Annotated in this window: 14 protein-coding genes; 6 read left to right on the top strand and 8 right to left on the bottom strand. The window is 40.1% G+C overall.

Annotation, left to right across the window (positions count from 1 at the left end; genetic code table 11):
* Positions 1 to 45: 45 nt before the first annotated feature.
* Genes hslU through xerD form a run of 4 tightly spaced genes read right to left on the bottom strand, consistent with a single transcriptional unit; the run spans position 46 to position 3,385 of the window.
* A complete protein-coding gene (gene hslU / locus EHQ47_RS11430; protein ID WP_135777217.1) occupies positions 46 to 1,464 on the bottom strand; it encodes an ATP-dependent protease ATPase subunit HslU in 1,419 nt (472 codons plus the stop codon).
* Between the two features lies 1 nt (position 1,465).
* Positions 1,466 to 1,999: an ATP-dependent protease subunit HslV gene (gene hslV, locus EHQ47_RS11425; RefSeq protein ID WP_100744608.1), complete on the bottom strand. Its 534-nt coding sequence runs from the start codon at positions 1,997 to 1,999 to the stop codon at positions 1,466 to 1,468.
* A 46-nt stretch (positions 2,000 to 2,045) separates the two neighbouring features.
* Positions 2,046 to 2,477 (bottom strand): ATP-binding protein, encoded by a 432-nt coding sequence (locus EHQ47_RS11420; protein ID WP_135746658.1) that lies wholly within the window; start codon positions 2,475 to 2,477, stop codon positions 2,046 to 2,048.
* Positions 2,477 to 3,385: a site-specific tyrosine recombinase XerD gene (xerD, locus tag EHQ47_RS11415; RefSeq protein WP_135746659.1), complete on the bottom strand. Its 909-nt coding sequence runs from the start codon at positions 3,383 to 3,385 to the stop codon at positions 2,477 to 2,479. Before xerD ends, EHQ47_RS11420 begins: the two co-directional genes overlap by 1 nt.
* A 97-nt stretch (positions 3,386 to 3,482) precedes the next feature.
* Between xerD and EHQ47_RS11410 the strand changes: the two genes are divergently transcribed.
* Positions 3,483 to 4,004, top strand: a complete 522-nt coding sequence (locus EHQ47_RS11410; RefSeq protein WP_135746660.1) for a tetratricopeptide repeat protein — start codon at positions 3,483 to 3,485, stop codon at positions 4,002 to 4,004.
* Positions 4,005 to 4,064: 60 nt separating this feature from the next.
* The gene (trxB, locus tag EHQ47_RS11405) at positions 4,065 to 5,006 is read left to right on the top strand and encodes a thioredoxin-disulfide reductase (protein ID WP_135777216.1); all 942 of its coding nucleotides are present in this window, start codon (positions 4,065 to 4,067) and stop codon (positions 5,004 to 5,006) included.
* On the opposite strand, the gene EHQ47_RS11400 is transcribed toward trxB, so the two are convergent.
* From EHQ47_RS11400 to ilvB, 3 genes are all read right to left on the bottom strand, one after another.
* A complete protein-coding gene (locus tag EHQ47_RS11400) occupies positions 5,003 to 6,754 on the bottom strand; it encodes a peptidase MA family protein (protein WP_135777215.1) in 1,752 nt (583 codons plus the stop codon). The two genes, trxB and EHQ47_RS11400, sit on opposite strands and share 4 nt — an antisense overlap.
* Positions 6,755 to 6,819: 65 nt before the next feature.
* Complete coding sequence (gene ilvN, locus EHQ47_RS11395) at positions 6,820 to 7,308, bottom strand: acetolactate synthase small subunit (RefSeq protein WP_135777214.1); 489 nt, start codon at positions 7,306 to 7,308, stop codon at positions 6,820 to 6,822.
* On the bottom strand, positions 7,305 to 9,011 hold the full coding sequence (gene ilvB, locus EHQ47_RS11390; protein ID WP_135694956.1) for a biosynthetic-type acetolactate synthase large subunit: 1,707 nt from the start codon (positions 9,009 to 9,011) through the stop codon (positions 7,305 to 7,307). Before ilvB ends, ilvN begins: the two co-directional genes overlap by 4 nt.
* Positions 9,012 to 9,122: 111 nt before the next feature.
* On the opposite strand from ilvB, the gene EHQ47_RS11385 reads away from it, so the two are divergent.
* Positions 9,123 to 10,229, top strand: a complete 1,107-nt coding sequence (locus EHQ47_RS11385) for a tetratricopeptide repeat protein (RefSeq protein WP_135746664.1) — start codon at positions 9,123 to 9,125, stop codon at positions 10,227 to 10,229.
* A gap of 112 nt (positions 10,230 to 10,341) precedes the next feature.
* On the opposite strand, the gene EHQ47_RS11380 is transcribed toward EHQ47_RS11385, so the two are convergent.
* Positions 10,342 to 12,018, bottom strand: a complete 1,677-nt coding sequence (locus EHQ47_RS11380; protein ID WP_135777213.1) for a P83/100 family protein — start codon at positions 12,016 to 12,018, stop codon at positions 10,342 to 10,344.
* A gap of 124 nt (positions 12,019 to 12,142) precedes the next feature.
* Here EHQ47_RS11380 and serC point away from each other — a divergent pair, with 124 nt between their 5' ends.
* From serC to rpiB, 3 genes are read left to right on the top strand one after another with little or no spacing between them, the layout of a single operon-like run.
* On the top strand, positions 12,143 to 13,240 hold the full coding sequence (gene serC / locus EHQ47_RS11375) for a 3-phosphoserine/phosphohydroxythreonine transaminase (RefSeq protein ID WP_135777212.1): 1,098 nt from the start codon (positions 12,143 to 12,145) through the stop codon (positions 13,238 to 13,240).
* Positions 13,233 to 13,892 (top strand): hypothetical protein, encoded by a 660-nt coding sequence (locus tag EHQ47_RS11370; RefSeq protein WP_135777211.1) that lies wholly within the window; start codon positions 13,233 to 13,235, stop codon positions 13,890 to 13,892. Before serC ends, EHQ47_RS11370 begins: the two co-directional genes overlap by 8 nt.
* Positions 13,889 to 14,326: a ribose 5-phosphate isomerase B gene (rpiB, locus tag EHQ47_RS11365; protein WP_002975248.1), complete on the top strand. Its 438-nt coding sequence runs from the start codon at positions 13,889 to 13,891 to the stop codon at positions 14,324 to 14,326. Before EHQ47_RS11370 ends, rpiB begins: the two co-directional genes overlap by 4 nt.
* Positions 14,327 to 14,409: the final 83 nt, after the last annotated feature.

Raw genomic sequence — 14,409 nt, 5'->3', positions numbered from 1 at the left:
TAATAGAAATCGAATGAGGCAAATGGTGGTTTGCCTCAATTCAAATTATAAAATGAAACGGCTTAAGTCCTTATCTTCGATGATTCCTTTTAATTTGGAAGACACATAACCTTCGTTAATGACAACTTCTTTTTGGTCTGCAGGCAAGTCAGGTGCATCAAAACTTGTATCTTCCAAAAGTTTTTCCATAATCGTATTGAGTCTTCTGGCACCAATGTTCTCATTTTTTTCATTCATCTGAAACGCTAGTTTGGCGATCTCGGCAATCCCGTCAGTTGTGTAATTGATTTTTACACCTTCTGTGGCAAGAAGAGCTTCATATTGTTTGGTGAGAGAAGACTTAGGAGTGGTAAGGATTTTAATAAAATCAGATTCTGTTAATGTTTCCAGTTCCACACGAATGGGAAACCGACCTTGGAGTTCCGGAATCAGGTCAGATGGTTTTGTCATATGGAAAGCACCTGCCGCAATAAAAAGAATATGATCGGTTTTGACCGGACCAATCTTTGTATTCACAGTAGATCCTTCGACTATCGGCAGTAAGTCTCTTTGGACTCCTTCCCGGGATACGTCGGCACCTTGTCTTCCTTCCCGACCGGCAATTTTATCAATTTCATCTAAAAAGATAATTCCCATTTCTTCCACACGCCTGACGGCTTCCGATTGGATTTTGTCAGCATCGATCAGTTTTTCTGCTTCCGATTCGGTGAGAAGTTTACTAGCATCCAAAACCTTTACCTTTCGTTTGCCGGTTTTTTTAGGCATCAAATCACCGAGTAAACTTTGTAATTGGTTGTCCATATCTTCCATATTCCCAGCACCAAACACTTGCAACATGGGCATTCCTGCAGGTGCCGAAGGTTTGGGAATATCAATTTCGATTTCTTGTTCATTTAAGACACCCTTACGAAGTTTTTCTCTAAACTTTTCTCTAGATTCTTGATAACTGGACTGCCTTTCTTTTTCCTCCGGATTTAGATCTTCCTCTTTTTTATGGAAGATGGGTGGTAAAATGGCATCGAGAACAATTTCTTCTGCCTTTTCTGTGGCTTTGTCTTTGACTCGGTCCCGAAATTCGGATTTCACCAAATTCAATGCACCCATGGCCAAATCACGAATCATGGATTCTACATCGCGACCAACATAACCTACTTCTGTATACTTAGTGGCTTCTACTTTTAAAAAAGGTGCACCACATAACTTTGACAGACGACGTGCAATTTCGGTTTTTCCAACACCCGTTGGCCCAATCATAATGATATTTTTAGGATAAATTTCTTCCCTAAGAGACTCATCGAGTTTACGACGTCTGGAACGATTCCGAAGCGCTACAGCCACAGCTCGTTTGGCTTTGGTTTGTCCAATGATATGTTCATCTAATTTTTCTACAATTTGACGAGGGGTTAATTCCTCGGCTGGATTTTGAGATCCGGCAACTTCTGCGATTATAGTAGGGTATGTCATTTTATAATTCCTCAATCACCAAATTATGGTTAGTGTATATGCAAATATCAGCAGTAATCCCCATTGCTTTTGTAATGATATCTTTTGGATCCATATCCGTATTTTGTACAAGAGCACGAGCGGCCGAAAGAGCAAAATTCCCACCAGAACCAATGGCAAGCACTCCATCATCCGGTGAGATCACATCTCCTGTTCCTGAAATTAAAAAAGATTCATTGGCATCACAAACAATCAGAAGTGCCTCAAGTCTACGAAGCATCCGGTCCATCCTCCATTCGCGTGCAAGCTCCACTGCAGCCCGAGAGACTGAGCCACCATGTTCGATTAATTTTTTTTCAAAGAGTTCAAATAGAGTAAAGGCATCAGCAGCACTTCCAGCGAATCCGGCGATCACCTTACCGTTGTAAAGTCTTCTGACTTTTTTAGCGGTATGTTTCATCACGGTATTTCCCATTGACACTTGACCGTCACCACCTACGGCTATTTTACCGTTTTTACGAACAGAAAGGATGGTCGTTGCGTGAATTGTTTCCATACGGATAAAATTCCAAATTGGTGAGTGTTGTCGAGAAAAATGGAGGTTACTTTCTTTTGATGAGAACCATCTGGTTCCCTACTTCAAAAGATTGGTCAAGAAAATAATAGTCGGTGAGTTCTTTGATCATAAAAAGTCCAATCCCATGCTCACGGTAATCACTGAGATCAAAACTACGAAGTTCGCCTGGTTCCACTTTTTTTCCATAATCCCTCAACCGAATTTCCACTCGGTCTTTATCAAATTGGAATTCAATAAAAATGGGTTTTCCTGTATTTCCGGAATAGGCATGGCGGATGATATTGACAATGGCTTCCCCGATCACCAGTTTCAGGTCGAGAGAATCAAAAAGAGAAAATCCATGTTCTAAACAAAGATTAAAAAAATAATTACGGGTGTGAGAAACAAAACGGGGGTTGGAAGGAATTTGGATACGGACTACTTTTCCGTAGTCCGTGGGTTTCTTTTGGTTCGACATTATCCTCTCGGATGGAATTTCTTATGAACTTCCTTCAGAGTTTTATTTGCCATATGAGTATAAATCTGAGTCGTCGAAATATCGATATGACCCAAAAGTTCCTGAACCGATTTGAGATCTGCATGGTTCTCAAGTAGGTGAGTAGCAAAAGAGTGGCGAAGAGTGTGTGGTGTTACTTTTTTCTTTATTTTTGTACGTTTGATGTAATGATTCAAAAGGCGCCAAACCGACTTACGGTTGATATACGATCCTTTTTTAGAAACAAAAACAAACTCACAAGTTCTTTTTTTCAAAATTTCTGTGCGGCTTTCCGCAAGATATTTTTTTAAAATTTCCAATGACTTTTCACCAAAAGGAACGAGGCGTTGGCGTCCCCCTTTTCCTTCTACAGTGATCGTCATGTTTTCCATGTCGATATCAGTCATTTTTAAATTACATGCTTCTGAGATACGAAGCCCAGAAGAATATAAAAGTTCAAAGATACATTTGTCACGAAGTTCGTACAAATTGTCCTCTTTGATGTTACGAAAGAGTTCATCAATTTCGGTTTGAGTTAAATAATCGGGGATGGTTCTAGCAACTTCTGGAGTTTCAATTTTTTCAGTTGGATTAGAATCTAATCTTTTTTCGTCTCGTAGATACTTATAAAACTGTCTGATTGCCACCACTTCGCGAGCCAGTGTTTTTGCAGAGATTTTGCGTTCTCTTTCTTCTTCTAAAAAACGCATAATGTCGTTTGCTTTTACTTCTAAGAAGTTGATATGTTCTTTTTCCAAGAAGATCGCAAACTTATTGAGATCGTATCCGTAGGAATATATCGAATTATCGCTCAGTCCTTTTTCTACGGACAGGTACTCTTGGAATGTTTGTAAAAGCTGATTTTGAGAAACTGGCAATTTGGAACCCATCTTTACTCTCTTATGTTACTTAAAGAGTCGGACAAAAAGCTTAAAGAGACTTATTATTTTTTTTGCCACAAATGGCTATGTCAGGAAAAAAGGAGATGTGGTTCATAGAAACTCCCTTATTTTTTTACTCACGTTTGCTGCCCTGTTAGTCGTTAATTGCGGTCGAAAGGAAAGGTCCCTTTTTGAAGAGGGAAAAAAATGGGAAATGGTGGGAGAAAAAACCAAAGCCCTCTACTACTACGAACTGTCTCTCCGTGAAAATCCTGAATATGACCCCGTTTTGAAAAGAATGGGACTCCTTCTTGCAGAAAGTTACCAGTCCATTGCCACAGCCATTTTTTATTTGGAAAAATATCACAAACTAAAAAAAGACGACACGGAAGTACAACGTGAACTCTTCCGGCTTTATCTTACCACAGGTTACGAAAAAGAAGCATTGGAAATTTTGGAAGAAATTCGTTTCCAAGGGAAAAAAGAAACTTTGGAATTTTTCGAAACCACTTACCTTTGCCTAACCAGAGGATTCAAACAGAAGGACTATCTTTTGACCTTGGAAAAAAGCCCACTTTCCGGGGATCCCTACTATGCACCTTGGGTCCGGGCTTGCGAAACAAAATAGACAGGAAACCTGGAAATCCCGTCTAAACAATAAAGAACAAGATACAGAATAGGAGAAATTATGAACCATAAAGTTGTCATCATCGGATCCGGTCCCGCAGGACATACCGCAGCCATTTACGCCGCAAGAGCCAATCTAAACCCGGTGATGTATGAAGGATTTATGGCAGGTGGAGTGGCTGCCGGTGGACAGCTCACCACCACAACGGAAGTAGAAAACTTTCCCGGTTTCCCAGAAGGAATCGACGGGACCAAACTCACCCAACTGTTCCGCGAACAATCCTCTAAATACGGAACCACCATCCACACCCAAACCATCACCAAAGTGGATTTTTCCAAACGCCCTTTTACCATCTGGTCAGATGACGAAGAAATCAAAGCGGAATCTGTGATCATTGCCACAGGAGCCACTGCAAAACGGATGCACGTCCCAGGGGAAGAAACCTACTGGCAACGCGGGATCTCTGCCTGTGCCGTTTGTGATGGTGCCCTCCCCATCTACCGAAACAAAGCACTCGCTGTTGTGGGTGGAGGTGACTCTGCCGTAGAAGAAGCAAACCACCTCACGAAGTTTGCATCCAAAGTGTACTTAGTGGTGAGACGGGACCAACTCCGTGCTTCCCAGATCATGCAAAAACGGGCAATGGAACATCCAAAAATTGAAATCCTTTGGAACCAAACCGTAGTTGAAGCCAAAGGTGGGCCCGCAGGTCTAACCTCCATTGTTCTCGAAAGCACAAAAGACAAATCCAAAAAAGATTTAGAAGTGGGTGGACTTTTTTATGCGATTGGACATGTTCCGAACACACAAGTGTTCCAAGGACAATTGGATTTGGACGAAACAGGTTATATCGTTACAAAACCAGGAACCACACAAACCAATGTGGCAGGTGTTTTTGCTGCAGGAGATGTTCAGGACAAAGTGTACCGCCAAGCCATTACCGCAGCAGGTAGCGGTTGTATGGCGGCACTCGAAGCCGAACGTTGGTTAGAAGGTCACTAAGGAGTGATTTGATTTCCGCTTGCATCCAAATATGATTTGGATTCCAAATTAAAAAATATCACCGAATCTCCTTTCGGTGATATATATTGTTTTTTCCCACCTTCCCATTCAATCAAAGTAAAGTTTGAACCTCTGTAAAGAATTTGGTTTCCGGGAAACACATTGGCTTCCCAAGAATCTCCATACCAACGGTAGTTTCCTTTTTTCCAAAGATAAAAATAACTGGAATTAGGTCCTAAAAAATCACCTTCCAGTTTTCCTGAAAAAGATTCCACATGAGCAGGAAAGATTTTTTGTAAGTCGGGAAGTTCAGTATAGGTTTTGATATCCAATGCGGATTCGGGGAGTTCAAAACCTTTTTCTAAAAAATTTTTAAACTCGGCGGGAAACTTTGCATTCATAGTGGAATAACCGGAAAGTTGCAATTTTTTTCCCATTTTTAAAATAGGGTCTTTTTCTTTTTCAAAACGCAATAAACTATCTTTTAAAATTTGGTCAGGTGAAACTCCTGTTGCATTTTGTAATGCAAGTGATGGAGAGGTTCCCAAACATGTGTCCTTTTGATAGGACATGATGGCTTCTTTTCCATAGGTTTCATGAATGTGTTTGATAAGAACTGGTCCAATGGAATAAGGAATTAAATCTTTATATTTTGCATCTAACAATGATTTGAATGTTTTTGGAACTTTATTTTCTCGAATTAACTTTTCAGCATCATTGTATATATAGAATTGTTTTCTTTCGAAGAATTTTGCTTCGATGTAACTTGCAAGTCCCGCTTCGAACCATGGATCGGAGATTTCAGCAGGAGGAATTTTTCCCGTTTCTGACTGAATTTTAAAACAACTTACTTGTTCTAAATTATGAAGAGCAATATGGTAAAAAGTCCCAAAATGAATACGACGAAGTGCATCTGAATCAAACTCTATGTCCCCTGTGGTTTGTGGCATTTTTTCGCCGCAGCAAAGAGTCACAGAATCCCTTCCCCCAAACCCTCCATCTTCAATTCCTCCAGGAATTTCAACACCTACGTATTCCTTGGAATCCTCATACTGATCGAAAAGTAAAACGGGAATTTTTCCTCGATTTTCCAATTGAAATTCTGATTTCACATATTGTAAAAAAGATTTCATTTTAAAATTATCACCAAACACACGCAAGTATTCCTTCCATTTGTCTGATCCATAAAACACATAATTACCAAATTCTAATTTGGGTTTTCCGTATTTGATTTCATCAACAAGGAGGTAGTTTTCAAAGTTATGTGGTTTTTGGTAAATATAATCGTATTCCTTTCGATGCGAAATCCAATACTTTGTGATTTTGGTTAAATCCGGATAATTCCATACGAGAGTCGACAAACATCCGTTACAAGACATGGGTGCTGAAATAAAACCAATACCAGAAGGAAAATCCAACTTAAAAGTTCCGTTGGCCCATTCGGTGTAAACACTTCCATCCGCACGTTTCCATTGGTAGTGGTTTTTAGACCATTGGTATACTTCCCCACCGTCTGGTCCGTTGAAGTATCCGGGAGTTGGATCTAAAAAACCTAGTTTTAAATCTTCTAGTTTTGGTTCTTGGAGTCTTTCCACTGCCAGAAACGAGGTAGGAGCCGTTTCTCCGAAGTCAAAATACAAAACATCGGAACCTTGCCCTCGTTTGAGAGGAATGGTCAGACGTTCAGATTCAGCGTAGATAACAATAGTTAGGAGAAGAAGACAAAATACAATTGATTTGCGAACCATGGAGAAACATTGACCCACTTAACGACCCAATGTTTTCCCCAAATTTGGCCACTGTCAAGTGGATTCTAAACGGAGTTTTGGTTTCGATAGGCAATGGCAATTTGGCCAGTACGAGAAATCTCCCGAATTCCAAAGGGTTTGAGAACTGAGATGATATTACTTACTTGTCTTGAATTTCCAGAAAATTCAATGAGAAGGGAGTCTTCTGTCATTTCTAAAATTTTGACATCAAATCCATTACAAATCGTAAGAGCTTCACTTCGATTGACTTCGGTAATCGAAAATGAAATGAGCACCAGTTCTCTTTGTACGGAACTAGCATAAGCCATATCTTGGACTTTTAGAACGTCTGGAAGTTTAAGGAGTTGGTTTTTTACCTGACCAACGATAAAATCATCTCCATTCAATACAATGGTCATAGACGAAACATCAGGGTTGTCAGTCACACCAACAGCAATGGAATCAATATTGTATCCGCGACGTGTAAAAAGTCCAGAAACATGGCTCATCACACCTGGATGGTTATTTACTAAAATACTTAGAGTGTGTTTCATTTTTTCATTTTCCCCAAGTCTTTGAATTCGATTAGATCTTGTTGAGATTTTCCTGCAGGGATCATTGGAAAAACTTTTTCTTCTGCGGGGATCATTACTTCAATGAGAGCAGATCCATTGTCTTTTAAGAAAAATTCAACACCCTTATCAATTTCTGATTTATGTTCGATTCGCATGGCTGGAATCCCATATGCATCAGCTAATTTGACAAAGTTTGGATTGTAGGTCCATTGTGATTCGCTGAATCTCTCTTCATAAAATAGTTCCTGCCATTGGCGAACCATTCCAAGAAAGTTATTATTAAAAAGTAAAATCTTCACACCTAACTGAGATTGTGCGATAGTAGCCAACTCTTGGATACACATTTGAAAGGACCCGTCTCCCGTCACACAGATGACCATTTTATCTGGGTTTCCAAATTTAGCACCAATGGCTGCAGGAAGTCCATACCCCATTGTACCGAGTCCCCCTGAGGTTAACCAAGTATTTGGTTTATCAAATAAATAATACTGCGCAGCCCACATTTGGTGTTGGCCCACATCGGTAGAAACAATGGCTTCTCCTTTGGTTTTGGCATACACTCTTTGTAAAAAATCTTGTGGTTTGATGCTGTCCCCACTATTGTCAAAATCAAGTGGATGGTTTTTCTTTAAGGACTGGATGTTTTCAATCCAAGAAGTTCGGTCCCCCCCTTTCACAAATGGAAGGATTTCACGAATGGCATCTTTTAAATCTCCATGAAGGATATAATCCACATTGATTCGTTTGTTGAACTCAGCTGCATCAATGTCTACGTGCGCACGAACTGCATTCGGTGCAAAGTCTTGGTATTTGGCAACACGGTCATCAAACCTGGCACCTAAATTTAAAATATAATCACATTCTAACACTGCTTTGTTGGCATAAGCAGTTCCATGCATTCCAAGCATACCTACAGAAAGTGGATGAGTTCCAGGAAAAGCACCAAGACCCATAAGAGTGGTAGTGACCGGGGCATTTGCCTTTTCTGCGAGTGCCTTGATTTCTGCAGACGCAAAAGAATTGATAGCACCACCACCAACATAGAGTAACGGGCGTTTGGCCCCATTTAGAGCCTCCGCAAATTCTTGTGGATCCCCTTTTACTTTTGGCCTTTCATAATGATGGGGAGCAATTTTGAGCGAAGTTGCTTTTCTGACAGTTGTTTTTTCTAATTGCACATCTTTTGGAAAATCCAAAAGCACAGGACCTGGTCTTCCTCCCATTGCAATTTTAATGGCTTCTTCGAAATGACGAGAAAGATCGTCAGCTTTTTTGATCAGTGCATTGTATTTGGTAATGGGGATTGTGATTCCAAAAATATCAGCTTCTTGAAAGGCATCGGTTCCAATGGCATCTGTTGCCACTTGGCCTGTGATGGCGAGGATGGGAATGGAATCTAATTTTGCATCGGTAAGGCCTGTGATCAAGTTGGTAGCACCGGGACCGGAAGTGGCAATACAAACACCTAACTTACCTGTAGACCGAGCATACCCTTCTGCCATATGGATGGCACCCTGTTCGTGTCGAACCAGGATATGTTTAATTTTTTTACTATGATAGAGTTCGTCGTAAAAAGGGAGGATGGCCCCACCAGGGTATCCGAAGACGATTTCCACACCCGCTTCTTCCAATAATTCGACCATCAGTCGGCCGCCAGTAATTGCTTCGGTTGTAGATGACATACGTTTCCCCCTCTTTGTCATTTCTGCAAAAAAGAGCCTGTTGTCAATGTTCTCACGTTTTTGAGTCGATTTTTACTGTCTAAAAAAGAATGCTGAAAATTGGACAGGGATATGGAAAATACAGATATTGAAAAGCCACAAGAAGATGAAAAGTTCACAAAAATAAAAGCCCTTGCAAAAGAGGCCTATCGTTTTCTTGATCAGGGACGTTTCAAAGAAGCAAAAGAACGATTAGACATATTACTTGATGAAGACCCTTCCAATACATACGGCCTTGTTGGCCTTGGTGATTATTACGCAAAAACCAAACAACCAGAACAGGCAATCCAATACTACCGCAAATGTTTGGCAGGAGATACAACCAATAAGTTCTCACTTATGGGACTTATGAATGCCTACAGAGATTTAAATAGCCTCAAACGAATCATTGAAGTAGCGGAAGAATTTCACCACATAACAATCACAGACGCTAGTATTCTTTCCCGAGTGGCCGATGCACATAGAAAATTAAAAAACTTCAAAGAATCTGAAGTGTATTATATGGAAGCACTTCAAATCAATCCAAATGACCAGTATGTAATTGTGGGACTTGGACATTTATACTTTGCATGCCAAAGATATGTGGATGCCATCCAGTGGTGGGAAAAATTACTTTCAAGCCAACCAAACAATATCAAAATCCTAACAGAGATTGGAAACAGTTACCGCAAAATTAAAGACTTCGATAAAGCCATTCTCTATTACGATCGCGCCAAAGATCTCGACCCAAAAAACTTCTTTGCCCTCTATGGCCTTGCCGAATCTTACCGTGGTAAAAAAGATTTTAAAACTGCCATCACCTATTGGGAAAAAATTCTTGAGTCCGATCCTGAAAACAAACTCATCATCAACCGGTATGCGGATTCCCTCCGAGGTCTTGGAAATTACGACAAAGCTTTGGAATGTTTTAACAAAATTCTTGCCAGCGGCGACGATTACTTTGCCCTATTAGGAAAAGCTGCCGCCTTACGTTTGATTGGTGACCTTGAGAAAGCAGAAGAAATTTATTTAGGACTTCTCACCAAATCTCCAAGCGATCCAAGGCCTGCATTGGAGTTATCGGATCTTTGGGACATTATGGGTAAAAAAACACAAGCCGTGAAACTCCTGGAAGATTTAGCGAAGAAAAATCCATCTAACGAAGCCATCCGAGAAAGAATCGAATACTTAAAAGATTAAGATTCTGAATTTTCGGAAATCTTTGTCGTTAAAAAGTATAAAAAAACAAAAAGAGTAAACACTCCCAAACTGTTTTTGATATGAATTTCAAAAACGAAGGGAACCACCCTCCTTACGGAGCGATGGTTTTGAGTAGGCTTAAATCTTCTTTTTTAAATACCTTAATGGTGGTTTTATCACCTTCTTTTGGTTTGCCGGTCACATAAATTTTGTCCCCAAAAAAAGTGAGTTCTGAGTTTTCTTCTACTGCTTCTTCCGTTCTTTTTTCAAAGGTTAAGTCTGATTTAAAACGGGAAACATGGTATTTGTCTTTTACCTTTTCAATCACATAGATTTTATCTTCGCGATTGATCATTGGTGTTCTCCAAAAAATATCCGCAGACTCACTTGTTTTTTTCACACCGAGTTTATCTGGATCAAGTAACACTAGTTTGTGTTTTCTGTTTTCGACTTTTTCTCCGTCATAACCTAGAACAAGCACTCCTTGGTTGGCGATTTCTTTAAATTCCTTGGAACAAATATTGTTATAGGAACTTTTATAAAGAGCATCATCTTTTGCAGGATCAATGGCCCAAAGTTCATTCGAATAGTGACCATCTGTATCATATTTAATAAACTTCATAAAAAGAATTTTGTTGTTCACAACATTGTCACTTTGTTCTTCTTTTTTCTTCAGTTCTTCTTTGGCTTGTGTGAGTTCCGTTTTTAACTCTTCTACTTTTGCTTCCGCTTTTTGGACAGTATCCTCTTTTTTAGCTGTGTCACCTGAAGTGGTTCCGGTTCTTGCTTCTTCTTTTTTAGCGATTTGTTCTTCTTTTTTACTGAGTTCCTCTTTTTTGGCTTCTACCGCTTCCGACTTTTTCTCAGTGTCTTTTTTTTCTTGTTCGATTTGTTTGACTTCTTCTGTTTTCTTTTCGATTTCTGCTTTGTTTTTGACCGGGTCTTTTTTTAACTCATTAAGACTGGCAACTGTTTCTTGTTCCTTTTTCTTCAATGCATCTTTTTTGTCTTGGAGGTCTTTTTGTTCGTTTGCTACTTCTTGTTTTTTATCTTGCAAAACCTTTTTTTCTTCTTTGATTTTATCGGTTTGCAACTTGTCCATTTTTTTGGCTTCGTCTTCCATCTTCTGTTTGGTGGCAGGATCTTTTTCTTTGTCCTTCACCATTTTATTGACGTCTTTTTCTAACTCATCCGTTGTGAGATCCTTTCCACTATCTTTTAAGATATTCCCTTCAATCGGAATGATGATTTGTGTTTTACCTGGCCAGTTTTTATAAACAGTATCGATCCCTAGTTTGTCTGGAGAAGTGGCAGCGATCACCCCTTCGGTATATTTTTTTGTAAAAAACTTAGAGTCTTTTCTATGGGTTGCATTGTAATAAAGGATGTACTGAGCCAAAGTCTCCGCATTCCCCACCTTGTATTGGAAAGATTTTTCCACATAGGAGGCAATGATCCGAGCAATCGAATTCACATGGTCAAAACTTTGTGATTCGGAAAGAGTGAGGATATCGGCTCCCAATTTTCCATCAGCACCAGGCAGCACTCTTTGGATTTTGACCCCATCCACTGTGGCCGTATTTTCTTTTACCAAGGTTTCCGCAAGTTTACGACCAATTTCGGTGTTTTCTTGGATGATTTCGTCCGAGGCCTTACGTAAGGAACGGTTGATGAATTCGATTTTTTTGGAACCCTTAATTTCGGACTCGCCGAGGGGGGCTTTGGTTTGGGCTGTCAGTGAAAGACTGACGAAAGTTAGACAGATGATGATGGAACGAGAAATTCTCATTGTTTCCTCACGAAATTTGGGGTAAAGATGCCCACAAGAATAACAACCTTTGTGATTCTGCAAAGCAAGTTTTAGAATAAAAATCTATTTACCGGGGGGTGGATCTTCAAAATTCTGTGGGAGAATGCCTACATTTACGCACAGAGTCTTCAATTTTAATGCCGGCCCTGCCATGTTGCCCACAGAAGTCATGGAGGAAGCGCAAAGTGAGTTCCTAAATTACCAAGGAACTGGAATGTCTGTTATGGAAATGAGCCACAGGGGAAATGTTTTCCAAAATATTTTGGACGAATCTCTCAGTGACCTCAGGGAATTACTAGACCTACCTTCTCGTTATGCGGTGGTTTATTTCCCCGGCGGTGCTACTTTACAATTTTCCGCCATTCCTTTTAATTATTTAAAAGCGGGAGACTCTGCTGATTTTGCGCTCACAGGGGTTTGGGCCAAAAAAGCCTTTGAAGAAGCAAAGAAATTTTACCCGAATGTAAAATCTATTTTTAATGGGGCTGAATCCAAATATATGGAACTTCCCACCATCGCTGATGAGATCGTGAATGAGGGAGCCAAATATGTTTATATCACTTCCAACAATACCATTTATGGAACTCGTTATAAAACTTTTCCTAAATTAAAAAAGGCTCCGCTTTTTGCTGACATGACAAGTGAACTTCTTAGTCGAAAACTTCCTATAGAAGATTTTTCTGTCATCTTTGCGGGAGCACAAAAAAACATCGGGCCTTCTGGACTCACACTTGTCATTTACGACAAAGAAAAATTACCAACATTTGATCACCCGATTCCGAACCTAATGAACTTTGCACTCATGGAAAAAAATGGGTCTTTGTACAATACACCTCCTACTTATTCCATCTACATTGCAGGACTTGTATTTAAATACTTAAAACGGAATGGTGGCCTTGCGGCGATGGAAACCACAAACGAAAGGAAAGCAAAAAAATTGTATGATGCCATCGATGCATCCAACCTTTTTTATGCCCCAGTTCCAGAAGAGTTTCGTTCCGTTATGAATGTTGTGTTTCGTAGCTATAACGATTCTTTAGATTCTAAATTTTTAACTCTTGCCGAAGAACAAGGGTTTGCTGGACTCAAAGGATATCGGGAAGCTGGTGGTTTTCGGGCAAGTATTTATAATGCAATGCCTGAAGAAGGAGTTGATGCCCTGATTTCCTTTATCAAAGAATTTGAAAGAACCCATGGGTAATTTTGTAAGACCCTTTCCAATTCTTTTATTCATTTTCGCTGGATCGATTTCTGCCCATTCCCTTTGGATTCCCGAAGGGAACTTGGGTTGGGAAGTTGCAAAAGATTGTTATGTTCCGTTAAAAAAAGAAATCCCACCTGGTGCGATTAGTCCAAATATCATCAATTTGGACCGTATCAAAATGGGAGAATATGCAAAAGAATCAGCAGAGCACCGTGTGGCCTCGTTAGAATGTTTTCGAGACCAGGTGTCCAAAACCCTTCCTGCGGATGACCCAGAGACAAAGGATTTAGGTGAGTATTTCCAATCCTCACTACTTGCTGGTAACGAAAAGGAAGAAAGTTTTTTTTCTTATGAGTGGAGAATCCTTCTCTCTGATAGTCGTCCATACCCACTCACTCCTGGAGAAGTAACACTCGCCAAACAATGGTTTGAGTCCCATTTGGAAATCAAAAAAGAAATCACAAATCTATCCATAGAATATTTATCAGAAAAAAATCCTAAAAATAAACATGAACGTTATATAGATTTATTCACAGGATACTATGGAAGTTTACTCAGAGAACGAGATAAGTTTTTACTCTCTCTTTCTTTGGAATCACTAAAATCATACACCGATGCCCTAAAACATAGAAAGGAGAAAGCAGAATGAAAGAAAAAATTGGAATTGCTTCTGACCATGGAGGTTTTGCCCTCAAAGAATTCCTTAGGAAAAGTCTCGAGGAAACTTACGAAATTGTCGATTACGGTACTAAGAGCGAAGAGTCCGTCGACTACCCTACCATCATTGGAGATGCCTGCCGAAAGGTTCTTTCCGGTGAAGTTCCTAGACTCATCGCCCTTTGCGGAACAGGCATTGGAGCATCCATTGCCGCCAACCGTTTCAAAGGCATTCGAGCGGCCCTTTGCCATGATGAGTTTACGGCGGAGATGTCCAAACGCCATAACAACGCCAATGTACTCGTTTTAGGGGGAAGGGTTCTCGGAACAGATTTAGCGCAGAGAATCGTAAAAAAATGGATAGAAACAGAATTCGAAGGTGGACGGCACCAAAAACGATTGGGACTGATCGAAGAACAGTCGTAATCTTATTCCTTGTTTGGGGCCTACCCATATTTGGATGGGAAGTCCCAAAACAAGAAATCCTGAACCTTAGCCTTTGGAAAAAA

The sequence above is a fragment of the Leptospira bourretii genome, assembly GCF_004770145.1.
Lineage (GTDB): Bacteria > Spirochaetota > Leptospiria > Leptospirales > Leptospiraceae > Leptospira_A > Leptospira_A bourretii.
Note: the sequence above shows the minus strand (reverse complement) of the source record. Positions and strands in the feature narration are given on the sequence as shown.

Coding starts and splice junctions, on each gene's coding strand:
- hslU (WP_135777217.1), bottom strand. CDS start 1,464: ATGACATACCCTACTATAATCGCAGAAGTTGCCGGATCTCAAAATCCA.
- hslV (WP_100744608.1), bottom strand. CDS start 1,999: ATGGAAACAATTCACGCAACGACCATCCTTTCTGTTCGTAAAAACGGT.
- EHQ47_RS11420 (WP_135746658.1), bottom strand. CDS start 2,477: ATGTCGAACCAAAAGAAACCCACGGACTACGGAAAAGTAGTCCGTATC.
- xerD (WP_135746659.1), bottom strand. CDS start 3,385: ATGGGTTCCAAATTGCCAGTTTCTCAAAATCAGCTTTTACAAACATTC.
- trxB (WP_135777216.1), top strand. CDS start 4,065: ATGAACCATAAAGTTGTCATCATCGGATCCGGTCCCGCAGGACATACC.
- EHQ47_RS11400 (WP_135777215.1), bottom strand. CDS start 6,754: ATGGTTCGCAAATCAATTGTATTTTGTCTTCTTCTCCTAACTATTGTT.
- ilvN (WP_135777214.1), bottom strand. CDS start 7,308: ATGAAACACACTCTAAGTATTTTAGTAAATAACCATCCAGGTGTGATG.
- ilvB (WP_135694956.1), bottom strand. CDS start 9,011: ATGTCATCTACAACCGAAGCAATTACTGGCGGCCGACTGATGGTCGAA.
- EHQ47_RS11385 (WP_135746664.1), top strand. CDS start 9,123: ATGGAAAATACAGATATTGAAAAGCCACAAGAAGATGAAAAGTTCACA.
- EHQ47_RS11380 (WP_135777213.1), bottom strand. CDS start 12,018: ATGAGAATTTCTCGTTCCATCATCATCTGTCTAACTTTCGTCAGTCTT.
- serC (WP_135777212.1), top strand. CDS start 12,143: ATGCCTACATTTACGCACAGAGTCTTCAATTTTAATGCCGGCCCTGCC.
- EHQ47_RS11370 (WP_135777211.1), top strand. CDS start 13,233: ATGGGTAATTTTGTAAGACCCTTTCCAATTCTTTTATTCATTTTCGCT.
- rpiB (WP_002975248.1), top strand. CDS start 13,889: ATGAAAGAAAAAATTGGAATTGCTTCTGACCATGGAGGTTTTGCCCTC.